At 55.6% G+C, this 24,202-nt stretch carries 21 protein-coding genes; 11 read left to right on the forward strand and 10 right to left on the reverse strand.

Going from position 1 to position 24,202, the window contains the following annotated elements; genetic code table 11:
* Positions 1-16: 16 nt before the first annotated feature.
* The gene (gene gph, locus O987_RS25455; protein ID WP_051962326.1) at positions 17-649 is read right to left on the reverse strand and encodes a phosphoglycolate phosphatase; all 633 of its coding nucleotides are present in this window, start codon (positions 647-649) and stop codon (positions 17-19) included.
* Positions 650-1,060: 411 nt separating this feature from the next.
* The gene (locus tag O987_RS25460) at positions 1,061-1,984 is read right to left on the reverse strand and encodes a LysR family transcriptional regulator (protein ID WP_051962261.1); all 924 of its coding nucleotides are present in this window, start codon (positions 1,982-1,984) and stop codon (positions 1,061-1,063) included.
* Positions 1,985-2,193: 209 nt separating this feature from the next.
* On the opposite strand from O987_RS25460, the gene O987_RS25465 reads away from it, so the two are divergent.
* The 3 genes from O987_RS25465 (at position 2,194) to O987_RS25475 (ending at position 5,007) form a co-directional block, all read left to right on the forward strand.
* Positions 2,194-2,547, forward strand: a complete 354-nt coding sequence (locus O987_RS25465; RefSeq protein ID WP_080731606.1) for a cyclophilin-like fold protein — start codon at positions 2,194-2,196, stop codon at positions 2,545-2,547.
* Positions 2,548-2,582: 35 nt separating this feature from the next.
* Positions 2,583-3,695, forward strand: coding sequence for an alpha/beta hydrolase (locus O987_RS25470; protein WP_043375541.1), 1,113 nt, complete (start codon positions 2,583-2,585; stop codon positions 3,693-3,695).
* A gap of 97 nt (positions 3,696-3,792) precedes the next feature.
* Positions 3,793-5,007, forward strand: a complete 1,215-nt coding sequence (locus O987_RS25475) for an MFS transporter (protein ID WP_144244975.1) — start codon at positions 3,793-3,795, stop codon at positions 5,005-5,007.
* A 102-nt stretch (positions 5,008-5,109) separates the two neighbouring features.
* On the opposite strand, the gene O987_RS25480 is transcribed toward O987_RS25475, so the two are convergent.
* The 6 genes from O987_RS25480 to O987_RS25505 are packed head-to-tail and all read right to left on the reverse strand — an operon-like array spanning position 5,110 to position 11,049.
* A complete protein-coding gene (locus tag O987_RS25480) occupies positions 5,110-5,604 on the reverse strand; it encodes a MaoC/PaaZ C-terminal domain-containing protein (RefSeq protein ID WP_043375547.1) in 495 nt (164 codons plus the stop codon).
* A gap of 17 nt (positions 5,605-5,621) precedes the next feature.
* Positions 5,622-6,992 carry an MmgE/PrpD family protein gene (locus O987_RS25485; protein ID WP_043375549.1) on the reverse strand — a complete coding sequence of 457 codons (1,371 nt, stop codon included), beginning with the start codon at positions 6,990-6,992 and terminating at the stop codon, positions 5,622-5,624.
* Positions 6,989-7,951: a Bug family tripartite tricarboxylate transporter substrate binding protein gene (locus O987_RS28525; protein ID WP_080731607.1), complete on the reverse strand. Its 963-nt coding sequence runs from the start codon at positions 7,949-7,951 to the stop codon at positions 6,989-6,991. The genes O987_RS25485 and O987_RS28525 overlap by 4 nt, the downstream gene beginning before the upstream one ends.
* Positions 7,952-8,010: 59 nt before the next feature.
* Positions 8,011-8,361 (reverse strand): NIPSNAP family protein, encoded by a 351-nt coding sequence (locus O987_RS25495; RefSeq protein ID WP_043375554.1) that lies wholly within the window; start codon positions 8,359-8,361, stop codon positions 8,011-8,013.
* Positions 8,358-10,079: an FAD-dependent oxidoreductase gene (locus O987_RS25500; protein ID WP_043375556.1), complete on the reverse strand. Its 1,722-nt coding sequence runs from the start codon at positions 10,077-10,079 to the stop codon at positions 8,358-8,360. The genes O987_RS25495 and O987_RS25500 overlap by 4 nt, the downstream gene beginning before the upstream one ends.
* A 4-nt stretch (positions 10,080-10,083) precedes the next feature.
* Positions 10,084-11,049 (reverse strand): Bug family tripartite tricarboxylate transporter substrate binding protein, encoded by a 966-nt coding sequence (locus tag O987_RS25505; RefSeq protein ID WP_043377009.1) that lies wholly within the window; start codon positions 11,047-11,049, stop codon positions 10,084-10,086.
* Between the two features lie 66 nt (positions 11,050-11,115).
* Here O987_RS25505 and O987_RS25510 point away from each other — a divergent pair, with 66 nt between their 5' ends.
* The 3 genes from O987_RS25510 (at position 11,116) to O987_RS25520 (ending at position 14,633) form a co-directional block, all read left to right on the forward strand.
* Positions 11,116-12,609, forward strand: coding sequence for a hypothetical protein (locus O987_RS25510; protein ID WP_043375559.1), 1,494 nt, complete (start codon positions 11,116-11,118; stop codon positions 12,607-12,609).
* 10 nt (positions 12,610-12,619) lie between these two features.
* Positions 12,620-13,729, forward strand: a complete 1,110-nt coding sequence (locus O987_RS25515) for a CaiB/BaiF CoA transferase family protein (RefSeq protein ID WP_043375561.1) — start codon at positions 12,620-12,622, stop codon at positions 13,727-13,729.
* A 112-nt stretch (positions 13,730-13,841) separates the two neighbouring features.
* A complete protein-coding gene (locus O987_RS25520; RefSeq protein ID WP_043375562.1) occupies positions 13,842-14,633 on the forward strand; it encodes a FadR/GntR family transcriptional regulator in 792 nt (263 codons plus the stop codon).
* A gap of 429 nt (positions 14,634-15,062) precedes the next feature.
* Here the strand turns inward: O987_RS25520 and O987_RS25525 are convergent, their stop codons facing one another.
* Both O987_RS25525 and O987_RS25530 read right to left on the reverse strand, forming a co-directional pair.
* Complete coding sequence (locus O987_RS25525; RefSeq protein ID WP_043375565.1) at positions 15,063-16,823, reverse strand: UvrD-helicase domain-containing protein; 1,761 nt, start codon at positions 16,821-16,823, stop codon at positions 15,063-15,065.
* The gene (locus tag O987_RS25530; protein ID WP_043375568.1) at positions 16,820-18,640 is read right to left on the reverse strand and encodes an ATP-dependent nuclease; all 1,821 of its coding nucleotides are present in this window, start codon (positions 18,638-18,640) and stop codon (positions 16,820-16,822) included. The genes O987_RS25525 and O987_RS25530 overlap by 4 nt, the downstream gene beginning before the upstream one ends.
* Before the next feature lie 395 nt (positions 18,641-19,035).
* Between O987_RS25530 and O987_RS25535 the strand changes: the two genes are divergently transcribed.
* The 5 genes from O987_RS25535 (at position 19,036) to O987_RS25550 (ending at position 24,078) form a co-directional block, all read left to right on the forward strand.
* Positions 19,036-20,319 (forward strand): CaiB/BaiF CoA transferase family protein, encoded by a 1,284-nt coding sequence (locus tag O987_RS25535; protein WP_043375570.1) that lies wholly within the window; start codon positions 19,036-19,038, stop codon positions 20,317-20,319.
* A complete protein-coding gene (locus tag O987_RS25540) occupies positions 20,316-21,509 on the forward strand; it encodes a thiolase family protein (RefSeq protein WP_043375572.1) in 1,194 nt (397 codons plus the stop codon). Before O987_RS25535 ends, O987_RS25540 begins: the two co-directional genes overlap by 4 nt.
* 29 nt (positions 21,510-21,538) lie before the next feature.
* Positions 21,539-21,958, forward strand: coding sequence for a Zn-ribbon domain-containing OB-fold protein (locus tag O987_RS28530; RefSeq protein WP_235214422.1), 420 nt, complete (start codon positions 21,539-21,541; stop codon positions 21,956-21,958).
* Positions 21,959-21,989: 31 nt separating this feature from the next.
* On the forward strand, positions 21,990-23,147 hold the full coding sequence (locus O987_RS25545; protein WP_043375574.1) for an acyl-CoA dehydrogenase family protein: 1,158 nt from the start codon (positions 21,990-21,992) through the stop codon (positions 23,145-23,147).
* A 181-nt stretch (positions 23,148-23,328) separates the two neighbouring features.
* Complete coding sequence (locus O987_RS25550) at positions 23,329-24,078, forward strand: electron transfer flavoprotein subunit beta/FixA family protein (RefSeq protein WP_043374770.1); 750 nt, start codon at positions 23,329-23,331, stop codon at positions 24,076-24,078.
* The last annotated feature ends 124 nt before the right edge of the window (positions 24,079-24,202 follow it).

The raw sequence follows: 24,202 nt of genomic DNA on the forward strand, positions 1-24,202 counted from the left end.
AGACCAACAGACAGCATCACACTGCAAGTTGCGCCAGGGAATCCAGATGGGCCCTGGCCTCGACCGCCGTGATGGGCTCGCCGTGGTTGTAGCCATAGGTCATCAGCACCACGGGGCAGCCTGCGGCATGGGCGGCCTGGGCATCGTTGCTGGAGTCACCCACCATCAGCGTGCGCGCGGGCTCGCTGCCCAGAGCCTTGCAGGTCTCGACCAGCGGCATGGGGTCGGGCTTTTTGCGCGCGAAGGAGTCGCCGCCGAACACGCAGTCGAAGAAGCCGTCCAGCCCCTTGGCGGCCAGCAGGGGCTGGGCAAAGGACAAAGGCTTGTTGGTCAGACAGGCCATGCGCAGCCCCAGGGACTGGAGTGCCTGCAGACCTTCGGCCACGCCCGGATAGACATCGGCAAACTGGCCGTTGATGGCCAGGTAATGGTGCTCATAACGCTGCCAGGCCCGGGGATACAGGGCATCGATGTCCGGCGCCTGCACATGCGCCAGCACGGAGCGGATCAGATGCTCGCTGCCCTTTCCCACCATGTTCTCGATGATCTGCGGCTTGATGGCCGGCAATTGCAGATCGGTCAGCATGCGGTTGAGCGCTTCGGCAAAGTCACCCAGCGTGTTCACCATGGTGCCATCGAGGTCGACCATGACGGCATCCAGTTCCAGGTGGAGCAACGGAATAAAGTTTCGAATCACAGAATAAAGTTGAAAATTTTTCGAAGGCGTATCGTACGCCTCAGAGAATAAAGTTTAAAACGGGTCTCTTCACCTGAAATTTGCTTGGCCAACGACACTGAGCTTCATTTGCATCCGAGACTCTATGGAGGCCGTACTGCGCTAGACATTTGACGGACTCCTAGTCCAATTTGATGGCAGTGCGTGGCTGAACGTAAAGCCCCATAAATTTAAGTGCTAGTTTTCCAGCAAGGAACCTTCGCGAGGAGCCCAAGAGACCTTACTGACTGAGCCGACTACTGAGCGCATCTATAGGACTTGCAGTGGCCGTGCGAGTTTTTACTGCAAAGCTATTTGGCTTCAGCTAGAGCATGAAGGAAGAAATCATGAAGCACCGAGGCAGTCAGGATGGATGTGAAGTTGCCCCCTGAGCGCTTGAACAACCAGAGTAAATGCTGGTGATGGCTGACGCCTGCTTGGGTAGTACAGGTGGTAGCCGTCAAACTTTGGACACCAATCCTCAAGCACGCGCGCAAGTCGGCCATCTTTCAGATAGGTCATCAACTCGTCCTCCGGCAGCAGCGTGATACCTAATCCCGCCAATGCAGCATCAATCTGGGGCTGGGTCGTGTTGAAGATCAATTGACCATCCACACGGACATTCATCTTTTTCCCTCGACGCGCGAAATCCCATACATAGAGGCCACCTGAACTTTGCATGCGCTGGTTGATGCACTGGTGCTTCATCAGGTCCTGGGGCATCTTGGGTTTGCCATTTCTCGCAAAGTATTCTGGGGATGCCACCACCGCCAAGCGCATGGGAGGCCCAATGGGTACAGCAATCATGTCCTTGTCGATGGTCTTGCCCAGTCGTACACCGGCATCGAACCGGTCTGCCACGATGTCGCGAAAACCGTAGTTCACATCGAACTCCAGTTTGATGTCGGGGTAGGCACGCAGCAAAGCTGTGAGCTTGGGTAGCAACACGCTGTGCAGCACATAGTCGCCACAGGTGATGCGTACCGTGCCGGCGGGTTTGTCTCGCAACTCGGTCAAGGCATCAAGCTCGGCCTCAATTTCGTCGAAGCGGTTACCGATGGCCTGCAACAGCCGCTCTCCTGCTGGAGTCGCGGAGACGCTACGCGTTGTACGGGTGAGCAAGCGGATCTCCAACCGTTCTTCCAGCGCGCGGATTGTCTGACTCAAAGCAGACTGGGTCACGCCAAGAGCCGCTGCGGCACGGGTGAAACTGCCTTCACGCGCGACAGTGACGAAAGACCATAAGTCATCAAGATTGCGTCGAGCCATGTGGATATTTTTTCATGAGCACTAATTAGTCATTCTTATAGGCCATTTAAGAATTCATTAGCTAGTCATAGACAAAGGAATTCGCAAGAATCTTGGCAATGAAGAAGCCAATTCATTTCCTGCTCGTGAATGCACTGTTGGGCCTGGCTGCTTGTTCAACAAACCTCGCTGTTGCCCATTCAGCAACTGCCTGCTGCAAAGAGACGTTCATGAAGATTCGCCTGACTGTCGATGGACAGACCGCAAATGCCACGCTCTATGACAACGCCGCAGCCCGCGATTTCGCCTTCTTGCTACCGCTGTCTCTCACGCTGGAGGACTACGACGTTATTGAGCGGGTTTCCAGGCTGCCACGCAAGTTGTCGCTTCAGGGGGCTCCGGACGGGATGGCGCCCGCTGCGGGTGAGCTGACTCACTACGCCCCCTGGAGCAATCTGGCCATCTTCATCAAGCCGCGCTCGTACTCGCGCAGCTTGCTGCCCCTGGGCAAGGTGGACGATGGGCTGTCAATTCTGGCGCGTCCTGGCCCATACAAAGTTCACATCGAGCGTGCCATTCCTTAAACGGCCCAGAACACACTGGACGAGAGATACCCAATATGACCAAGACTGCAAAGACAAATGACGATCAACCGAGATTGGAGGCGGCTGAGGTAGGCCGCCGTAGTTTGCTAAAAATGACCGGCAGCGGCATCGCTGCATTGGGAATGGCTGGTGTCACCACAGTCCCGGCAATGGCACAGCAAGTAAAACTCCAAGAAGCCTGGGACAAGACCTTCCCGCAAAGTCACAAGGTTCAGCACAGGAAAGTCTCCTTCAAGAACCGCTATGGCATCACCCTAGTCGGTGATCTGTACCTGCCGAAAGATAGTAGTGGAACCCTCGCGGCGTTGGCGATTGGGGGCCCATTCGGCGCCGTAAAAGAGCAATCCTCTGGCTTGTATGCGCAGACGATGGCCGAGCGCGGCTTTGTCGCGCTGGCCTTTGACCCCTCCTACACAGGCGAAAGCAGTGGCTCTCCTCGCAATGTCGCCTCCCCCGACATCTGCGTCGAAGATTTCAGCGCTGCGGTGGACTATCTGGGTCTTCAGCCAAAGGTGGATCGTGGGCGCATAGGCATCATCGGTATTTGCGGCTGGGGTGGTATGGCATTGAGTGCCGCAGCCGTTGACAAGCGCATAAAGGCCGTTGTCGCCAGCACCATGTACGACATGACGCGTGTCATGTCCAAGGGATATAAAGATAGTGTGAGCTTGGAGCAACGCACCCGGACATTGGAGCAACTAAGCCAGCAGCGTTGGAAAGATGCGGAGGCAGGCATGCCCGCTTATCAGCCGCCCTACAACGAGCTAAAGGGCGGCGAAGAACGGTTCCTGGTGGAGTACCACGACTACTACCGTACATCACGCGGTTTCCATCCGCGCGCAGTGAATTCAGGCAATGCCTGGACGATCACAACGCCGATGTCATTCATGAATCTGCCGATTCTGAACTACATCCAGGAAATTTCGCCGCGCCCCATCCTGCTGGTACATGGCGAAAAAGCGCACTCGCGCTACTTCAGCGAGACCGCCTATGCAGCGGCGGCCGAGCCCAAGGAACTCATGATCATTCCAGGAGCAATCCATACGGATTTGTATGACCGCACCGAGATCATCCCCTTCGACAAGCTGACCGAGTTCTTCCAGAAAAGCCTGGCTGGCACAGCATAGAAGCTGTATCTCGACTCTTGCGTCCTTTTCCACCACCGTCCATTCAGAGCGGACGGCACGGCGCTGTCCTGTTGTGCAGCAAAAAAGAAGCGTATCCATGGCGGTAACCACCCACCACATCTCAACGGACGGCGCTACGCGCCCTTCCGAACAACCAGCCTCCTGGAGTGCTGTCTATGCCATGTCGGTATGCGCGTTTGCGCTGATCGCCTCGGAGTTCCTGCCCGTAAGCCTGCTATCGCCGATGGCATCCGATCTTCATGTCACACAAGGCATGGCCGGTCAGGGAATCGCGATCTCCGGTGCGTTTGCCGTGCTCACAAGCCTTTTCATTTCGGCTCTGGCTGGCAAGCTCGACCGCAAGGATTTGCTGCTAGGGCTGACGGTGGCCATGGGCGTCTCCGCGACCATCGTTGCAATGGCACCAAACTACTTCATTTATATGTTGGGCCGAGCATTGATCGGCGTGGTCGTTGGAGGCTTCTGGTCCATGTCGGCTGCAACCGCTATTCGGTTGGTACCGCTTCGCGATGTGCCGCGAGCGCTCGCCATCGTCAATGGTGGCAATGCATTGGCTACTGTCGTGGCAGCTCCACTGGGCGCCTACCTAGGCACTGTCGTAGGCTGGCGTGGGGCTTTCCTCTGTCTGGTCCCCATATCCATCATCACCTTGGCCTGGCAATGGAAGACACTGCCCTCCATGCAGCCCACTGCCGGTGAGCTCGGCACGGCCCACGTATTCAATGTGTTTACGCTGTTCAGGCGTCGTGGTGTCATCGTGGGAATGCTGGCAAGCAGCCTACTGTTCATGGGGCAGTTCTCGCTGTTCACTTATGTACGGCCGTTTCTGGAGACGGCCACGGGTGTACATGGCACTACGGTTCCACTCATCTTGCTAGTGATCGGGGCAGCGGGCTTCGTTGGCACCTTGTTCATCGGCAAAGTTTTGCAACGAAGCCTATACGTCACACTGATCATCATTCCTCTGCTGATGGCAGCGACAGCTCTGGCATTGGCGTTCTTTGGTCACTGGACTGCTATGGTCATTGCACTGCTGGGCCTATGGGGCCTGACCGGAACTTCCGCGCCGGTTGGCTGGTGGGCTTGGATAGCCAAGGTCTTTCCGCAGGACGCCGAAGCGGGCGGAGGTCTTTTCGTTGCAGTGGTTCAGCTGTCGATCGCCTTGGGATCCATACTGGGTGGACTTTTATTCGACTACCGCGGATACCAGAGCACCTTCATATTGAGTGCCGTCCTGCTGGTGATGTGCGCGGCGATGACCATAGGCACTTCGCGCACGCAGGTCAAATAGTTCAGCCAGAGCGTCTGTAGCCTAGTCTATATGCCGACGTCGGCTCGGCATATAGACGTGGAGCCTTGTCACTTGAACGCTGGAGTGCTTAAGCGGCACACACTATTGTGATTTAGTTAAGTCCACGTCCATTGGTTTGCATTTGTACATATTAGAAATGATCATGGAATGAACGATGTCGTTGCGCTGGTTTATGACAATTCGTTCGCAGGTTACGATTCCCTTCGTCCCGCTGCTTGTCAGCTTTTTTTCCGTGGGTGTAATCACTGCATGAATGGTGTCACCAGCCTTTACAGGTAGATGCATACGCCACTGATCGAGACCCATCATCGCGATGATGGTGCCGTCATTGATTCCGCTCAGACATTGCAATCCACCGACGATTGCAAGGACAAGGGGTCCATGTGCAATAGGCTCACCGTAAGGCTGTGTCTTGCAAAACTCATGATCGATATGTGGAGCGTTATGGTCTCCGGATAAGCATGCGAAGTTGACGATATCAGTTTGAGTGACAGTGCGACGCGAGGTCACAATGCTGCTGCCGATTTCAAAGTCTTCAAAGTACATGCCGCGAGGCTTGTAGTTAGTGTGGCTCATGCAATGGTTCCTTTGCGCTACGCGGCCAGCATTTGGGTTAGTTGGCTGACGTTTTCCATGCGGTCGACGGTCAGAGCTTCAGAGATAAAGCGCTGTGCATGTTCCTTTTCAAGCACGGGTTCCGCCAATAGAAGAAACTTCCTTTGAACGTCTTCGTCAGAGAGAGGCTTTTGAGGGGAACCGCGCGGTGCAGTCACCTGCAGCAGAGTTGTTTGGCCACCGCTTTCTGTGACGGATACTTGACAGTGGTGGTAGTGGCTAAGGTTTTCATCGGGGATCACGCGGATTCGCTGCATTGCACTGACCACGTCTGTGCGTTGCAGATACTTTTCCAGCTGGATGCTATGGTCTGGAAGGATGACATCTGCACCGCTAGCCACCAAGGCAAGGCAATACTGGAGGTGAAACCTAGCGTCATTGGGAGACGCAGGATTGCGCTCTTTGCTCACAACGTCCGCAACATAAGGAGCCACGCGCAGTTCAATCTGCCCAGCTTGTAACGCATCGGAACCTAATTGTTGGCGCAGCTCGCTGAGAGCATCTACTGGAGCATGGAGGTAGCCGCAGCAGGCGTGAAGCTTGCGGCGAGGCTGCGTCAATGCCCAACGCTCTTCCCACGAAGATGCGTTGAAACTGCCTTGTGTGGAGGCCGAGGCGAAATAGCCCACCTTGCTGTCAAGCAAGTTAATGGGGCCAGTCATGCCTGCTTGGGCGTAGTAGGCAGCCTTGACGCCAATGTCAGCGGGTTGGGCGCCGAAAAGCATGGGCTTGAAAGATCCGCCACTGCCGAAGATCACTTCTGCGGGGCACCAGCCGGCTAACCCTCCAGCAATTGCTAGTGCATTAACTGTTTGCTCTTCATCCAAATCCAGCAGATGTGCGGCCGAGACCGCCGCACCGATCGTCGAAGGAAATCCGACAGGAACCATACCCATTTCGGTATAGCGACGGAGCGAGGGATAGACAGAGTCATAGACACGACAGGTGGTCTCGATACCACGCACGACTGCCTCTAGCACTTTAGTGCCGGAAGCTCCCAGATGCTGGCCTAACGATAGTGCGGCAGGAACGATGCCAATACTGGCATGTCCGCCAAAAAGATCGTTAAGTTCAAGTACATCGCCGAGGTAAGCGTTGATACGCATCGCTTCGTGCAAACCTCGACACTGCGAGGTGCCGAAGATCGGAAGCGTATCCCGAGAAGTGCTCGGCTCACAGCCAAGTATCAACTGCGCCTCCTCTGTACGGGAGCCAGCAAGGATGCAGCCCACTGTATCTAGAATGCATAACCGTGCTTGGCTGAGCACCTCTTTAGGGATGCTGGCGAAGGACATGGAGCGGGCGTGCTGAACAAGTGTCTGCAGTGCACTGAATGTAGTGGAGCTCATTCTTTTTCGATTCCTGCGCGTTGGGCGACAGCGCTATAACGTGCAAAATCTTTCTTCATCTCTTCGCGATAAGCTTGCGGAGACAAGACTGCCGGATCCATGCCTAGTCGCGCATACAGAGACAGGATTTCGGGAGATTTCACAGCTTCTGCAATTTCCTTATGTATTCTGTCAATGATGGGTTGAGGAGTGCCTGCCGGGGCCAGAACGCCCAACCAACCATTGAAGACGAACTCCTTGTAGCCAAGCTCCTGCATGGTAGGAACGCCTGGAAGAGACGGAGAGCGAGTAGAGCCCATTACAGCAAGTGCTCGGGTTCGTTTCCCTTGCAACATAGGTGCTGCAGCACCTAGGGCATCTGGGTTGACAGTCAAACGGCCAGCCAGTAATTCCGTTGTTGCCTGAGAAGCCCCCTTGAATGGGATGCCCATCAGATCAATCCCTGCATAGTGATTCATTGCTTCCATAGCAATCCGATACAGACCTGCGGAGTTTCCGTAAGTCATGGTGCCTGGAGCTTTTTTTGCAGCTGCTACTAGGTCAGAAATGCTCTTATATGGTGAGTCACTCGAAACGGTTATCAGCAGCGGCGTGTTGGCCATGGTCGCCACCGGAATGAAGTCTTTGAACAGGTCAAACGGCACGCTTTTTGAAATGATCGGAGGGACGACGGTTGTTGATACGGTGCTGATTGCGAACGTGTAGCCGTCTGCCTTGCTACGTGCGACCGTCTGCATCCCAATTCCGCCGTTTGCACCTGGTTTGTTTTCGACAACCACTGGTTGACCCAATGGTCCTGCTATTTTTTGTGCGATCGCACGTGCTGTGACGTCCGAACTATTGCCGGGAGTGAACGGCACTACGAACCGAATTGGCTGGGTAGGATATCCACTTTGAGCCAGAGCGCTCGTGCAAGCGAGTCCGACTGTCAAGATCAAAGAAAGTTTGGCGCAGCGCATGGTTGTGTCTCCGTTACACCTCAGAAGAGGTGCATTTTTAAGAATCTTGGGTGCGTTGTTTAGTCCACTAGGGATGGCATCGAGGCTGCACGAATCAGCCTAGTTTCCTGCGCTGTAATGAGGTGCCCGGAGGCCACCAAATAAGCCGGGAAATCGGGGTGGGTATCACGTGCGTGGCAGCGACGCTCATAGTCGGCCAAATCGTCGTAGCCCCAAAGATGAATAAACTGATTCTGTGCGCCGACGAAGCTCGTCCAGCACCCTAGTGGTGTTCCTAGCGTCTCAAGAAGAATAGGCATTGCTAGACGATTGAACACCTCAAGGAACTCCGGCATCTTGCGCAAAGCGATTGTGTAGATTCGGTGATCAACCAAAGCCTTTTGAGGAAGGATCAACGCAGTCCCGCTCATGCTGCTTTCGCTTTCTGCTTAGAGACTTGGTCAGCAATGTGATTGCCAGTGACATAGCCGAAGGTCATGTTCGGGCCATGTGTAATGCCTGCTCCGGGGTAGTTTCCGCCCATGACACTCGCACGATCGTTTCCTGTGGCATACAGGCCGACGATGGGGGTGCCATTGCTGTGCAAGACTTCACCGACTACGCTAGTGCGCAGGCCATCGAAGGTGCCTAGATCTCCCATGAGCACTTTGACTGCATAAAACGGCCCCTGTTTGACGGGGGCAACGCACGGATTAGGCATGTTGTCCTGGTCGGCCAGATAACGATTGAAGCTCGTGCTGCCCCGCCCGAAGGCTGGATCAGCCCCGCGCTCGGCATCCTTGTTGTACTCGCGCACCGTCTGTTCTAGCCCGGTGGAGTCAATGCCTGCGTTCTTGGCCAGTTCCGCAAGCGTATTTCCCTTGATCAGGTAGCCATTCTTGATGAAGCTGCCAATGGGCATAGGGGCAGGCTTGACGTAGCCAAGGCCATATTTAGATAGAGCTGTCTTATCGCAGATCAGCCACATCGCCGTCTCTTTCATGTTTGAACAAGCACGGTGCAGCGCTGCTCCTACATCATGGTATGAGTTGGATTCATTGGTGAAGCGATGTCCGTTGGAGAGAACGCCGATGATGCCGGGCTTGTAGCGGTCCAACAGGTGTGGGAAGACGCCGGTTTCGCCACCGCCAAAGTCAACCTTGCTTACGGGCATCCAGGCAGAGGGCTCTTTAAAACGAATGTCGACAACACCGCCAACCTGCTCCGCCATATTGCAGCCATCGCCGGTATTACTCTTCGGTGTAGGCGACAGATGCTGGTGACCACGACGCAAATGAGGATAGGCTTGCGTAATACGTTTGACGTCATGCGGAAAGCCGCCGCAAGCAAGAACAACACCATGACGAGCCAAAAGTTGATGGTCTCCGTCAGTTCCAGAAGCAAGTACACCGGTCACACGACCACCGCTCGTCAAAAGTTGACGTACCGGTGTACTGGTCAAAATCGGGATCCCCAGGTCAAGGGCAGACTTGGCTAGTCGCGCCGCAAGCGCATTTCCGCTGGTGACTTGAATGGCACGTCGGTAGAGAATAAGCTCTTTAAGGTGGCTTGCAAGTCGGCGCGCCACATATAGGAAAGAGGTAAGGGACTTGGTTGCTCGGAAGAAATGCTTCAGGTCCGCATTGGATGAATTAAACATCATTCCAATGAAAGTAATGGAGCGTAATGGCAGCTTCAGTCGCTCCATATCCTTGCCAAGACCCCGAATGTCATAGGGTGCAGCAAGAATAGAGCGCCCTATGTCGACCCCACCTTGCTGGGTAGGATGGTAGTCCGGGTAAAGCGTTGGCACGAATTTCATCGAGGTTTCTCGCTCGAAGAATTCCACCATTTCGGGGCCTTTTTGAATGAATGTGGCCACGGCCTCTTCATCGTAAAAAGCCCCTGTTTCTGCCTTCATGAAGGTTCGTACCTTCTCGACAGAATCGTCTGGGTTTTGCTTTTGGCCGTAATGATTTAGCGGGATCCACAGTACGCCACCAGAAAGCGCTGTTGTACCTCCAAAAACCGGCTCTTTTTCGAGTACAGCCACTTCAAGACCGCGCTTGCGAGCAGTAATTGCAGCAGCTAAGCCTGCAGCGCCAGATCCCACCACAAGCACGTCATATATAGATTTCCGTTCAGTCACGATCTTACTCAGCCTTGATATTGAATTTGGTGATCACTTCTCGCATTTGCTTCGACTCTTGCTGCATGCGATTGTTGAACTCTGCTGGAGTGCTGGTCTTAACAACCGCCCCTGCAGCAAGAAATTTGGCCTTCAACGTCTTGTCGGAGAGGACCCTATGCAGTGCTAAGTTGATCTTTTCGATCGCGCTATCAGGGGTGCCAGCCGGAGCAAGAAGTCCAAACCATGCTTCTGCAGTAAATCCAGGTACGGACTGGCTCAGCAAAGGGGCATCAGGAACAACAGGTGAAGGCTCTGGTGTTGCAGTTCCAAGCAGCCTCAAATTGCCCTGGTGAATTTGGCCGAGCATCGCGGCAGAAGGCGTTGTCAAAAGCATCTGAACTTCGCCGGTCCTGGCGGCCATCGTTGTTCCAGCTTCCCCTTTGTAGGGAACATGGTCGACCTTGATGTCCGCCAGCATGGCGAAACGCATTGTTGTCAAATGCCCAAAAGATGCGGGTCCCGCTGATGCGTACATTACGCCGCCAGGCAGCGATCTCGCATAGCTCAAAAAGGATTTCACATCCGTTGCTGGCGTCGTCTTGTTCGTGACAAGGACCATTGGAACGGTGGAGACGAGACCGATAGGCTTGAAGTCCTTAAAAGGATCAAATCCAGCTTTCGCACTGAGTAAAGGCGGTACCAGAACACCATTGTTGGGGAAAAGCAGCGTATGCCCGTCCGCCTTAGATCGAGCTACTTGTATGGCCCCGAGCGCACCCGATGCTCCGGGTTTGTTTTCAACAACGATCGGTTGCCCCAGCTCCCTACTTAACGCCTCGCTCATCATTCGAACTTGACCGTCGCTAGCTCCGCCCGCGTTGTATGGCACCACGATCGTGATGGGATGGCTTGGAAACGCCTGTGCCAGCGCGCTGCTACTCAAAAGGACAGCAAGGGCACAGAAGGATGCGCTCTTTTTCAACGTCATGCTCATTGTCTCCGTAAGGATTCTTGGTGTATAAATCAATCATTCAATGGTTGATCCATTAATTCTATGTCTCAAAAGCAGAAACATCAATTTGACGTGGACGATGATTTAATGAGTAATTACCCTAGTACAAGGCGGCAAGGCATTCATCTGCAAGCCACTGAAAAGTGGGGCACGCAGGAGGAGCTGGGGCAACCGAAATGGAGTGCTTGGCGTGACGGGGCGGTCTTGGTGGGCATTCCCGCGCTTACGCTGGTCGACTTGCTCCTGCGAAGCAGCGGCAGTGCGGCACTCATGGCTGCCGCATGCATGACCTTCCTATGGAAGTACGTTCATAGAGCCTCGGCTGCAGTGCAACGAACGTCTCTTGCTTTGCTAGGGATCACAGCCTTTCTTGTCCCAGTCATACAACAGCCCGTTGAGGCTCTAGAGAAGGGCCTTCGCATTGGCGCCCTGATTGCCTCATTACTGATTTCTGTCAGTCTGCTTTCACGCGCATCGTTGCGTGTTCCCCGGATGCGTAAAGTAGTACAGGACATCTTTGCGCTACCTAGACGACAGAGGCCGCTGGCTATAGGTGTGGCAACTCAGTTCTTGGGAGGCTTTTTGGGGCTAGCAGGACTGACGATGATGATGGAAGTGGCATCAACTCGCGAAGGGATTGCACAGAGCGACCAACTTGCCGACTTCAATGCTATTTCCCGGGGATATGCAGCACTCAGTCTCTGGAGCCCTATGTACAGCAACATGAGCATTGTGTTGGCGTTGTATGGTGGGATGCACTGGATCGATGTGCTTCCTTACGCACTGATGATTGCGCTGGTATTCATCGGGCTGGGAGTCATACAGGAGAAGTTGAAGCTGCGAGATGAAGAAGGAACTCCTATCCCTACTTCCTCAGTTTTTCCGCTGCTACGTGATGGATGGCCGATTGTCATAGTCATGCTGTGCTTTGTCGCACTCATGGTTCTGACAGGCCAGTATCTGAAGGTGGCGATTTCAGTGGTGATTATTGCCGGTTCACCACTGGTCGCTTGGTTGCTGAACATCATGTACCCGGATGAGCAAGCGCGACCGCTCGTCAATGGATCGCGCAAGCTTGCACAGGATTTGCTCGGTCAGGGACTCATGGCCGGCGAGGTACTACTTTTCATCGCGTCAGGGTGCGCAGGTGCCGTGCTGTCACAGGCCATTCCTGCATCTTGGAGTGCCTCGATTGCTCAACTCGCGCTAGGGTCGCCCTATCTTGGCAGCCTACTTGTGATTGCTTCAATAGTGCTTCTCTCGGGAACATCTATTCATCCAATGCTCAGCGCGGTTCTGGTTGCTTCGACACTGACGGCGTCTCAGTTGAATCTACTGCCGTTGGTGCACTTGTGCGCAGTGTTGGTCGGATGGGGACTGGCCATTATCGTGACGCCCTTTTCAGTCATCAGCATCATGGCGGCTCGGTTCAGTGGCTTGCCAATTCTGGACATCAGCCTGAAATCAAATTTCGCCTTTGTGCTGTGGTCTGTGGCCGGAGCTACGTTTGTGCTTGGGTTGGCAAACACGCTATGAGAGAGTACACATGAGTCTGAACAAAACCATTTCATCGGGTCCTCTGCAAGGAGTGAAGGTTATCGAGTTTGCAGGCATGGGGCCTGGTCCATTTGCTTGCATGCTGCTGTCAGATATGGGGGCGGAGGTCGTTCGTATTGATAGGCCAGGAGCGCGGGCGGCCAATCCCTCGGATATCGTTGGCAGAGGCCGGAAGACGCTTCTGCTGGACTTGAAACTTGAATCAGCAAGAACTCAGGTCCTGGAGTTGTTAACGCGCGCTGACGCCCTTGTAGAAGGCTTTCGTCCACGAGTGATGGAGCGTCTGGGGTTGGGGCCCGAAGTGGTTGCCCAACGAAACCCACGCCTTGTCTATGGACGCATGACCGGGTGGGGTCAGACAGGGCCCTTGGCGCAAGCAGCAGCTCATGACATTAACTACATCGCTTTGTCAGGTGCGCTTGCGGCCATTGGGGAGAAAAGCCGCCAACCTGTTCCTCCTCTTAACCTGGTAGGCGACTACGGTGGCGGTAGCCTTTATCTTGTAATGGGGATCTTGGCGGCCTTGCTTGAGGCACGGAGGTCGGGCCTTGGACAGGTGGTTGATGCCGCAATTTGCGATGGCGTTGTTTCACTCATGAGCAACAACCAGGGCCACACCTTGCGCGGCATCTATCAGGAGGAACGGGGAAGCAACATGCTTGATGGCGGCGCTCCATACTATTCAGTCTATGTCACTTCGGATGGTCATTCCGTGTCATTGGGGGCGATAGAGTCCAAGTTCTTTACGCTGATGTGCGAAAAGTTGGAGTTGCCTCAGTCCCTGTGGAATGCGCAAAACGATCGAGCCCGCTGGCCGCAGTTGAAAGAGGCGATTGCAGGCAGCATTGCCATGCGTTCGCGCAAGGAGTGGTCTCGGTTGCTGGAGGGGACTGATGTCTGCTTTGCTCCAGTACTTACGCTGCAGGAGGCAAAAGATCATCCCCATATCCAGGCCCGAAAATCCTTTATTGATGTGGATGGTGTCACGCATACAGCCCCCGCTCCCCGTTTTAGCAGAACGCCCGCATCGATTAATGTTGGCGCAGGAGGCGAGACATCGGTTGATGAACTGCTTGTTCTCTGGACTTCGAATGTTTAAGGAGCCGCTAATTGGTGTACGTTAACGTACTGACGGCGATGTTAACGCCGGGGGCTGAGGTCTAGTTCGCAGTTGGTTCTATCATTGAGCCAATTTCAACAGAAGAACAAGTATGGTGACCATCAAACAAACGGAAGAGTTCGAGTCTCAAGCTCGTCCACTCAATTTTCAGCCAATTCGTTCGACGAGAGCATTCGAAGAGATTGCTGCCCAGATTCGTACTGAGCTTGCTGAAGGTCGCTTAAGGGTTGGCAATCGACTCCCATCGGAACGCGCACTGTCCGAGCAGTTTGGGGTTTCACGCAACACATTGCGCGAAGCGCTTCGCTCCCTTGAGCATGCTGGTTTGGTGCGATTGCAAAAAGGTGCTACCGGCGGAGCATTCATTACCGAAGTCAATGGGGACACGATCACAACGAGCATGCTAGACATGTTCCACGTCGGGGCAATTTCTCCCGAAAAGTTGACAGAGGCTCGGATCTGGCTTGAATCCGTAATCGTCCGAGAGGCTTGCCAGAAGGCTCGACCTGAAGATCTGCAACTGCTACGAGACAACATACTGCAAGTTGGAAAGGCGAAGTCCGATGGCGACTTTCAGCGCCGAGTTGAGACCCATCTGGAGTTTCATCGCATTCTTGCGCGCATGACTGGTAACCCCATCATGGTGATCATGATGGATGGTCTGTTGGCAGTACTGAGACACTTCGTTTTTTCGATTGGGAACTATGAAAATGCCTTTGTAATTCCATCGCGCCAGCGTTTTATGAAATGTATGGAGGCCCGCGATGTGGAAGGAGCTGTCGCAGAGATGGAGTCGAGCTTGAAGAGGCTTCAGAAAAGCTATCTTTCCCTAGCTGCCAAGCAGAATCTAGATGTAACTGCAGCACCAACGTCGCAGAGCTAAGCCTAGCTCGTCGTGGTGAGACTTGTTAAGGGTGTTCGTTACCTGACCAAACGCATCCATGGCAGTTGCCTAGTCGTACACCCGCGTATTCCGACTGAATTGACCACCTGTGCCGGTTACGCCTTGACCAAGCTGCTGGTATCGGCTGCGTGTGGCTAGAAGCAGCCCTTGGCCGCTTCTTCGCCTGCGACCGCTACATGCTGGGCACGGTCGTTCGCCATTCTAAAGCGAATGTCAACGGCTGCCGGAACCGCTCATTGACCTTTCTCTTGCGAAGCGATTCCCCTCGTCACCGACAACTCTCAATCGGAATCTGTAGCCAGCTTGGTCGGCTCCAGTGGGAATGACCTTGGTCTTCGTGCAAAACTCCCTCACCAATCGTCCTACCTCATAACGCCACGCGCCAGTCCGACTGACGGGGAGTTTTCCTTAGAGCTTGTGCCCCTTGAGCAGGGGGCATTGCGGCCAAAGCGGATCGAGGATGAGCGTGTGAACTTTTGCTCGCGTGATGCCGACTCGAAGCACACGTCGGCTTTTGGGATACGGAGCAGTGTCACCTCGCCAAACGAAAGATGATTCAACGGCGGGGCCGGTCCGGCGAGCTTCGCGGACGAGGATGACTCCATCGAACTGCTTGCCCTTGGCCTTGTGGAAATTCATGACTTGTAAGCCCATCGGCGGCTCCACGCCGTCGAGGATTTGCTCCTGTGCGAGAGCCAAGTCGAGGGCGGTGCGGGCATTGGTGTAGGCGCCATCTCGAAGCCATTCATCAGAGAGGGCAGCCGAGATGCGATGTCCCCGACGGAATGCCACCAAGAAGTCTAACTGCGCAGCGACCCGCGTGAGTTCGTCTTGATTGGTCGCCCGCAGCTCATGTTTGACCGTGAGCCAGTCCTCGGCGGGATCGCCGCTGAAATCGTTGACTGCCAAGCCTGAGATTAGGCCGCGCAGCGCGTTGGCGATGTTGATGTTCAAGACCTTGCCACCCTTGATTTTGTTGGCCTGCTCCAAGAGTTTGGCGACTTCCTTCCTGCCCTGTCCCGTCGCGCGTCTCGCTGCGGCGATCATTTCCATGCTGGTGACGACATCGGCCTCCAATTTGGCGAGGTCCTTGGGTTCCAGCAGAAAGGCCGCGAAACGGGCTGACAGCAGCGCTTCGGCCTCGTCGAACAGCAGCTTGTGCCGAACCGGCTTCCCGACATTGGCCCCCAACGCGTTGAGGGCGTTGGACATCTTCAACGCACTGCGGTTGTTGGTGACTAGTATCGCGATCGTCTCCACCGTCTTGTCGCTCTGAGCCCGAATTGATTTCAAGAGCTCTCCGAGGGCTCGGCGCAGCAGATGATTCCAGTTCGGCGGTGGCTTCTCGGGGCGGTAGGCAAGGGCGGAAACGCCCTTGTAAGGCGCGCCGCGTGGCTTGGCCGTCAGGATGTCATTGCCGAACGCCAAGATTTCGGAGTCCGAGCTGCGGTGGTTCTGCGTCCCAAGGTCGATCTCGTGCGGCTTCAATGCCTCCCGGATGGCGATCACGCGCTCCGGGCCGACGCCTGGCAGGTAGTCGAAGATTTGCTGCTCGAGGTCTGCCAGGCACAGCACCTGCGTGTGTGGCGCGAGCATCTGGATGCACTGCCACGCGTATGGGCCGGTGTCCTGGGCCTCGTCCACGATGATGATGGGATGCCGATGGGCGATCGACGCCAAAAGATGCGAGCTGCGAGCCAACAGAGCTGTCGCATTGGCCGCGAACAGATCGAACGCGATCCGCCCCTCTTCGCGAAACAGCCGCTCACGCTCGACGAGCCACTCGTCCCAGCCATCGTCTTCGTCGCCGAGGCCGCCCGACAGGGCCTTCTCGTCGTGTGGCAGCAAGATCGAGAGCCTATGCGGTGCCCCAAGCAGGTAGGCATGGGGTTTGAGGATGTCCCAGAAGAACGAATGGAACGTCTGGATGGAGAGCTGCTCCTGTTCGGCTTTGGTGGACTCAAGCTTGGCGGCATCCAAGATGCGCGCCACTGCCGCCCGCGAGAAGCTCAGGAACAGGGCAGACTGACCCGGAAGCATGCCGTCGCGAATCCGCTTGACCGCCTTGCGCAGCGCGAGCGTCGTCTTGCCGCTGCCGGGACCGCCGATGACCAAGGCATGGCCTTCGCAAGCTATGACGCTTTCACGCAGTTTGCACGGCTCGTTCATGGAGCGGCAGCAGCGGCGGCTGGTTCGGGTGGTGCTCCATCGCCGTCGTCGATCGGTGGTGGAGGTGGGAACAGTGCGAACACTGACGCCAGAAACTTCGTCACCGTGACCGGCAGCTCGTGGAGCTCGCACTCCTCGAACAGGCGCGCCGACCAGCCGGCGCCCTTGTTGCCGCCGAGGGCTTCTTTGGCGATGGCCTTGACCGCGTCGTCGTTCGGGCGCGCATCGGGGATGGCGACGTTGCCGTTCTCATCATTGGCTTTTAAGCCCGACAGGAAGGACCACAGCCGATCCACGGGCACCTCCGCCACGACGAGGTCTTCGAAGCCCTTGTAGGCGTGCTCGACATTGATTTCGAAGTTGTCCGCCAGAGCCTGCGCCTGCTCGGTCTTGCGCTTCTTTTTGTAGTCAAGGTCGTAGAAAGCGAAGGTACGTAGCTCTAGCGTCTTGAAGAACTTTCCGAACTTTGGCATGTTCGACTCGCCATCAGCGTCGAAGAAGGCCACACCCGCGATGTCCAGCGGCTGCAAGTTGGAATCGCTCTCTTCCATGCGCCGAGCAACGACGGGCATCGCATGCAACTCGGTAACGCCTTCGACGACGATGACTGCTCGTCCCAGCATGCATTCAGACAGGCCAGAGCGAGAGAAGCGCTTGTAGTCGTTGTCTTTGAGGCCGGTGGCGTCGGAGACCTTTCGCGCCGTGACCACGCCGGCATTGCGAGCCAGCAGCAGTGTCTTGGATGGCTCGAACTTCTCGATCACGAATGGCGAGTGGGAAGTCACAAAGGCCTGCGTCGTCTTGGTCAGCAGGTATTGGGCGATGCGTCGCTGGGTGTGCGGCGGCACCGCGATCTCGGGCTCCTCCATGGCGAAGATGACCGTGTCGGGCTTGAGGTCGGCGATGAAGGAGAGCAGCGCGAGCACCAGCGTGTTGATGGTGCCCGTACCGGCGTGGGGGAATGGGACGTGTCCTTGGTCCACCGACAGCGCCAAGAAGAACGTCATCGTCTTGCGCAGATGCTCACGCGTGAGCTCCGAGACATGCAGCTTGGTGGCGTTGCCGGGCGACTCCAATGCGATGTAGCGGGCCAACCGCCTCTCCACGGATCGCAGAACCGGCGCGATCTCGGCCGCGTCGGTTTCTATGTCGAGGCCACGCAGGCGCTCGATGGTCTTCTCCCACAGGCTGGTGCGCACGCCCTTGGTCCGCAGGATGATGTCGAGAAGTGACCCTCGCTCCAAGCTCAGCGCCCGCGAGCCAGTCCGAAGCGCCCTCAGGTAGAGGAAACCAAACAGCCGCTTGATCGGCCTTGGAAGCTTGGTCAGCTCTCCGGGGGGAGCGTCGGGACTATGGGAGAAGTAGGTGCGTGCCTCGAACTCGTCTTCCTCGGGGTTATATTGGCCGATGGTCTCGATCCGAAGGCAGGGGACGGCATGGGGCGGATTGGCGGCGTCGGCCTCTCCCGGCCCGAGCAGTCTTTGTTCGGGTACATGCCAAAACTCGATGTTGCCGCCGCACTTGGCTCCGATTTCGGCACCGGGCTCAATGAGGACCGCCTCGATCCGAAGCGGAGTCGGCACCCGCTCCGCGCCTTCTGCTGCGGCAGGTGCCAGGTATTCGGCGTTGTAGAAGTCGAACTCATCGACCGGAGGGAAGCGGTTGAGTCGGTCGGGGCCCAAGACCAGGTCGAGGGCTTCGCAGAGCGTGCTCTTGCCGACATTGTTGGAGCCCACCATCAGGGTGTGTCCGTCGAACAGGAGCTCAGCCGACTTGATGCCGCGAAAGTTCGAGATAGTCAGCCGCACAACCTTCATGTCTTCTCCCGTATTGGCGTAAGCCTTAGTTTGGTGGTGTGGTGGTCATCATAAAGAGGCGCGCATGGCCCGTCTGCTCAAGTCAGCCTGGAACGGCCGCCTTGTGGCTGTCAGCGTCAGTTGATCTCGCAGCAACGACTGACAGCAATCGCGGCAAAGTAAGCGTAGGAAAATGGCCCGCGAACAGCTGCAAAGGTGGCCAGGACAAGCAGACGGGTCATCTCGTATCGGAATGATGGCCAATTAACGCCTACGCCCGCATTCCGCCGTCGATGTAGCACTCTGCAAGAAATCAGGTCACAACGAGTGACCTAGGGCATTCCCTGATCCCTAGCAAACACACTTGCTTGGCTTCTTTTTTTAAAAATATAATGGTTGAACCATTGGAGATATAAATGTTCGACCAAAAGCTTATCAACGCTTTGCCTGTGCACCAGACAGCTACCGGAACCGCTGCACCCGTACTTCAAGGTTTGCGCGTTGCCGACTTCACTCACTTCATTGCGGGGCCTCTCGCCACGATGACGCTGGGTGATTTCGGCGCGGATGTCATCAAGATTGAAGCTCCTGAAAGAGGTGATGACTTCCGTCACTATCCATTTGTAGATCCTGATATTCCAGCTCAAGGAAGTGCGTTCCTATGGAGCAACCGTAACAAGAAGAGCCTGGCGCTGGATATGAAGTCCGAGGCAGGCCTCGAGGTGGCCAAGGCACTGATCACTCAAGCTGATGTGCTGGTCGAAAACTTCTCCTCTGGCGTGATGGAGCGCTTTGGTCTGGACTATGAGACCTGCGCCAAGTTGAATCCCCGCTTGATTTACTGCTCGGTGTCGGCCTACGGTCGAGAAGGCCCTTACTCAGATCGCCTGGGGTTCGACCCCATTGCTCAGGCAGAGAGCGGTTTCATTTCGATGAACGGGTATGCAGATCGACAAGGTGTGCGCACCGGTGCAGCCGTTATGGATGTTGGAACAGCGATGACTGCAACCAATGCAATTTTGTTGGCGCTGATTGCTCGACAACGTGATGGCAAAGGTCAGCGCTTAGAAGTCGCGCTGTTTGACACTGCTGTGGTGATGACTGGTTTTGGTGCCATGCAGCACTTAACTACTGGCTATGAGCCTCAGCGAAATGGCAATACAAGCCCGGACACGTGTCCTTCGGGTGTCTTCATGAGCGAAGACAAACCTTTCTATATCAACTGCGGAAACGACAAGATATATCTGCGCCTGTTTGAGCAAGTTCTGAATCGTCCTGATCTTGCAAATGATCCTGTGTTGTCGCAACGGGTGGGCCGCCTTAAGCAACGTGAGTTTCTGTTTGAGGTCATGAATGAGGCGTTCATTCAGAAGCCATGGAGCCACTGGGCTCCACTCCTGCGAGCAGCCAACGTGCCGCATGGCCAAGTTAAGACACTGGGTGAGGCGTTGGCATCTGAAGAGGCTCGCTCCCGCGGTTTAGTGACTCGCATTCCACACCCAGTCAAGGGTTGGATTCCGAATATCAGCAACCCTATTCGCATGTCAGACACGCCCGCAGTTATGCCTAAAGCAGCGCCGGCCGTGGGAGCGGATACGGATTCTGTCTTACACAATGTACTCAAGTACGACGAAGCTCGTATTGAGCAGCTCCGTGCTGCGGGCGCTTTCGGCACCATGGTTGAAAAGGTGGCAGCATGACGCGAAGTGTCGCACTGATCGGCACAAGTGCCATCCCGATTGGGCGTCATCAAACTGCAGACGAAGAGGCACTGCAAGTACTCGAGCACGAGATCATGACGCGTCTTGTGAGTGAAGCGGTAAATGATGCGGGTGTCAGCAAGGAAGATATCGAAAGTCTCATCTTCACACTGCCACGTCCCTATACCCGTCAGAAGTATTTCCACACATTCCTCATGGGGCAACTGAGACTATCTTGTCGAGGTAGCGTGATGGAGGTGATGGGCAACGGCATGACTGCCGCACTGGCCTTTGACAAAGCCTGCGATGAAATCATGCTGGGTCGTGCAGATGTGACGCTGGCTCTTGGCATCAACATGGAAAGCGCGGTGTCGGCTGCTGAACACATGATGAGTAGCATGCGAACCACTGGCGATGTGGACTTCCACACGTCTGCAGGTTTTACTCCGATCGCCTGGTACGCCATGGACGCCATGCGTTACATGCATGAGCACGGAGCGACCCGTGAGCAGTTGGGATCCGTTGCTGTCAAGAACCGATTTCATGCATCGTTGAATCCCCTCGCCCAGTTCCGCAAGCCTGTGACGCTGGAGGATGTGGTGGCACAGCGTCCAATCGTAGAACCGCTCGGCCTATATGACGTGCCTCCACGTGGCGATGGCGCCGCGTGTCTTGTCCTTGCTACGGAAGAAGTCGCTCGCTCATTAGGGCGACCTTACGTACTGGTACGCGGTCGGGGCTTTTATCACGATGGGACACACCAAATCAGTGATGTACCCAACGACATGATTGCCTTTACTGCAGCACGGGAAGCTTCTCGTACCGCCTACGAACAGGCGGGTATCAGTGCCGAAGACCTGAGCTTGGCAGAGCTCTATGCGCCCTGCACTATCGTTGAGATTTTAGTGAGCGAAGCCATCGGCATTTGCCAACGAGGTCAAGGAGCCCGTGCTGCGTTCGATGGTGAAACGCGCTTGGGAGGGCGCATTCCAATCTCCACGTCCGGTGGACTGACATCTCGTGGACATCCTGCATACGTGACTTCGCTTTACAACTACGTGGAGTTGGCGGATCAACTGCGGGGGCGCGCCGGCGAGCGGCAGGTCAAAAATGCCCAATTTGGCTTAGGTACTGGCGAGCTGGGCAATTACAACGCTGCACTGATTCACATCCTGGAGGCCAAGTCGTGAGGACATCGACACAATTAGACATCGTGCCGGTGAGCGGCACACGTTCTTACCCACCTCGTCAGTCGGCGTTCACGCAGAAGTTCTGGGGGGAGCTGGGGGAAGGCAAATGGCAGAGCACATGCTGCCAAGACTGTCAGAAGTTAACCTTTCCACCCAAAATCGTCTGCCCTCACTGCTGGTCAACCCAGGTGACATGGAGTCCTTTGGGCGCGACGGGGACTCTGTACTCCTGGACTCGAATTCATGCAGCACCAGCTGCATTCACAGCTGAAGCGCCCTATGCCGGAGGCATTGTGGATTTGGCTGATGGTATTCGCCTAGCCTGTCGCCTAGTTGATGTGGAGGGCATGCAATTCGCGGTGGGACAACCTGTCGAAATGTGCGTTTTGTTGTACGAGGACGGCCCACTGTTTGCTGCTCGTCCTGTAGCGCTCGCTACCAAACTCTGATCACTTCAATTATTCCAACACGGAGATATCCATGTCCCAATCACTCATCAATACCGCCGGTTTGACTGAAGATCAACGCATGATGCGCGAAGGCGTTCTGGACTTGCTTCAACGTCACCTTCCTTGGGAAAAAATTCGTCAGCTCGATGAAACTCGGGGCTTTCCTCATGAGGCCTACAACGCACTGGCTGAAGCTGGCTATATCGGTCTGTTCTATCCTGAAGCGTTGGGAGGTATGGGGGGCACTTACAAGGACATCGCCGTTTTTCTGGAAACACTAGGCTACTACTACACAGGCATTGCTCAGGCAATCACGACCTCTGGCGTGTATGCAGGTATGCATATCGCCAAGTTTGGCACCCCCGAACTTCAGCAAGAAGTAGTTCCCAAGATCATCGAAGGTAAGGTAAAGCTGGCACTTGGGATGTCAGAGCCTGGTACTGGCTCTGACGTTGCTGGTCTGAAAACTTCTGCCAAGCGTGATGGCGATGACTACATCATCAATGGCAGCAAGGTCTGGATTACCTGCGCTCACGTGGCTGACTACATCGTCACCATCGTCAAGACTGACACACAAGCTCGTCATAGCGGTATCAGCACCATTTTGATTCCCACGAACGCTCCAGGAGTCACCATCCGTCCTTTGTCGATGCTGGGCCGTCGTACTAGCCATGCGAACGAAGTGTTTTTCGACAATGTTCGCGTTCCTGCGGCCAACCTTTTTGGTGGTGAAGGTCAGGCCTGGAAAAACATCATGAACTGCTTGGGCCTTGAGCGTCTGGCTCTGGCCGCAATTTCTGCAGGCCATTGCTTCAAGATCACCGAGTATGCCCGTGACTATGCCCGCGAACGCATTCAGTTCGGTCAGCCAATATCTCAGTTTCAGATCATTCAGCACAAGCTGGCAGACATGCAAATCATGAGTGAAACCGCTCGTCAGATGGTGTATCGCGTCGCCGACTTGTTGGATATGGGGCAGCCGGTCGTCACTGAAGCCTCGATCGCAAAAATTGTGGCCACTGAGAACAACTTCAAGTGCGCTGATATGGGTATGCAGATCATGGGCGGCGCAGGCTATTCCAACGAGTACGACATGCAGATGTTCTTCCGCGACTCGCGTGTTGGACCTATTGGTGGTGGAACCAACGAAATTCAACGCAACATCATCGCTAAAAAGATGGAGCTTTAATCCTTTTCCTGAGCGAAGTAGGCCTGGCTCTTTTGGGCTTAGGCGTTGGGGTCTGCTGAAGGGGCATTTGAGTCAGTCTGCATTTCAGATTGCCATTGCATCTGCAGCGGCCCATTTTTTTGTCACTCAATCAGCAGTCCTTTGGATTGTTCTCTCTGTTGATCTTAAATAACGAATACGTATGAAAATCCTTGTACCCGTCAAGCGTGTCGTGGACTACAACGTCAAGGTCCGCGTGAAGTCGGACGGCACGGGTGTGGACATCGCCAACGTCAAGATGAGCATGAACCCCTTTGACGAAATCGCCGTCGAAGAAGCCGTGCGCCTGAAGGAAAAAGGTGTGGTCACCGAAGTCATCGCCGTCTCCTGCGGCGTGGCCCAGTGCCAGGAAACCCTGCGCACGGCCATGGCCATCGGTGCCGACCGCGGCATTCTGGTCGAGACCGATGTCGAGCTGCAGCCCCTGGCCGTGGCCAAGCTGCTCAAGGCCCTGGTGGACAAGGAGCAACCCGGTCTGGTCATCTGCGGCAAGCAGGCCATCGACGACGATGCCAACCAGACCGGCCAGATGCTGGCGGCCCTGGCCGACCTGCCCCAGGCCACCTTCGCCTCCAAGGTCGAAGTTGCTGGCGACAAGGTGAATGTGACCCGTGAAGTGGACGGTGGCCTGGAAACCGTGGCTCTGGCCACGCCCGCCGTCATCACCACCGACCTGCGCCTGAATGAGCCCCGCTACGTTACCTTGCCCAACATCATGAAGGCCAAGAAAAAGCAGCTGGACACCTTCAAGCCCGAAGACCTGGGCGTGGACGTGACGCCTCGCCTCAAGACCGTGAAGGTCTCCGAGCCTGCCAAGCGCGGCGCTGGCGTCAAGGTGGCCGATGTGGCCGCTCTGGTCGACAAGCTGAAAAACGAAGCGAAGGTCATCTAAGGCCCCCTGAGCCGCTTCGCGTCATCCCCCGCAGGGGGACGACACCCTCGGTGCGGGGCGGCCCTTCCTCGGTGTCCCGCGCCTGAGTCGTGCCAGATGGGCCGGCTGCGGGTGATGCAGGCAC

The sequence above is a fragment of the Comamonas testosteroni TK102 genome, from assembly GCF_000739375.1.
In the GTDB taxonomy this organism is placed as follows: domain Bacteria; phylum Pseudomonadota; class Gammaproteobacteria; order Burkholderiales; family Burkholderiaceae_C; genus Comamonas; species Comamonas brasiliensis.

Excerpts from the sequence above, each read along its gene's own strand:
- gph (WP_051962326.1), bottom strand. The coding sequence starts at position 649 with ATGGTCGACCTCGATGGCACCATGGTGAACACGCTGGGTGACTTTGCC.
- O987_RS25460 (WP_051962261.1), bottom strand. The coding sequence starts at position 1,984 with ATGGCTCGACGCAATCTTGATGACTTATGGTCTTTCGTCACTGTCGCG.
- O987_RS25465 (WP_080731606.1), top strand. The coding sequence starts at position 2,194 with ATGAAGATTCGCCTGACTGTCGATGGACAGACCGCAAATGCCACGCTC.
- O987_RS25470 (WP_043375541.1), top strand. The coding sequence starts at position 2,583 with ATGACCAAGACTGCAAAGACAAATGACGATCAACCGAGATTGGAGGCG.
- O987_RS25475 (WP_144244975.1), top strand. The coding sequence starts at position 3,793 with ATGGCGGTAACCACCCACCACATCTCAACGGACGGCGCTACGCGCCCT.
- O987_RS25480 (WP_043375547.1), bottom strand. The coding sequence starts at position 5,604 with ATGAGCCACACTAACTACAAGCCTCGCGGCATGTACTTTGAAGACTTT.
- O987_RS25485 (WP_043375549.1), bottom strand. The coding sequence starts at position 6,992 with ATGAGCTCCACTACATTCAGTGCACTGCAGACACTTGTTCAGCACGCC.
- O987_RS28525 (WP_080731607.1), bottom strand. The coding sequence starts at position 7,951 with ATGCGCTGCGCCAAACTTTCTTTGATCTTGACAGTCGGACTCGCTTGC.
- O987_RS25495 (WP_043375554.1), bottom strand. The coding sequence starts at position 8,361 with ATGAGCGGGACTGCGTTGATCCTTCCTCAAAAGGCTTTGGTTGATCAC.
- O987_RS25505 (WP_043377009.1), bottom strand. The coding sequence starts at position 11,049 with ATGACGTTGAAAAAGAGCGCATCCTTCTGTGCCCTTGCTGTCCTTTTG.
- O987_RS25510 (WP_043375559.1), top strand. The coding sequence starts at position 11,116 with ATGTCTCAAAAGCAGAAACATCAATTTGACGTGGACGATGATTTAATG.
- O987_RS25515 (WP_043375561.1), top strand. The coding sequence starts at position 12,620 with ATGAGTCTGAACAAAACCATTTCATCGGGTCCTCTGCAAGGAGTGAAG.
- O987_RS25520 (WP_043375562.1), top strand. The coding sequence starts at position 13,842 with ATGGTGACCATCAAACAAACGGAAGAGTTCGAGTCTCAAGCTCGTCCA.
- O987_RS25525 (WP_043375565.1), bottom strand. The coding sequence starts at position 16,823 with ATGAACGAGCCGTGCAAACTGCGTGAAAGCGTCATAGCTTGCGAAGGC.
- O987_RS25530 (WP_043375568.1), bottom strand. The coding sequence starts at position 18,640 with ATGAAGGTTGTGCGGCTGACTATCTCGAACTTTCGCGGCATCAAGTCG.
- O987_RS25535 (WP_043375570.1), top strand. The coding sequence starts at position 19,036 with ATGTTCGACCAAAAGCTTATCAACGCTTTGCCTGTGCACCAGACAGCT.
- O987_RS25540 (WP_043375572.1), top strand. The coding sequence starts at position 20,316 with ATGACGCGAAGTGTCGCACTGATCGGCACAAGTGCCATCCCGATTGGG.
- O987_RS25545 (WP_043375574.1), top strand. The coding sequence starts at position 21,990 with ATGTCCCAATCACTCATCAATACCGCCGGTTTGACTGAAGATCAACGC.
- O987_RS25550 (WP_043374770.1), top strand. The coding sequence starts at position 23,329 with ATGAAAATCCTTGTACCCGTCAAGCGTGTCGTGGACTACAACGTCAAG.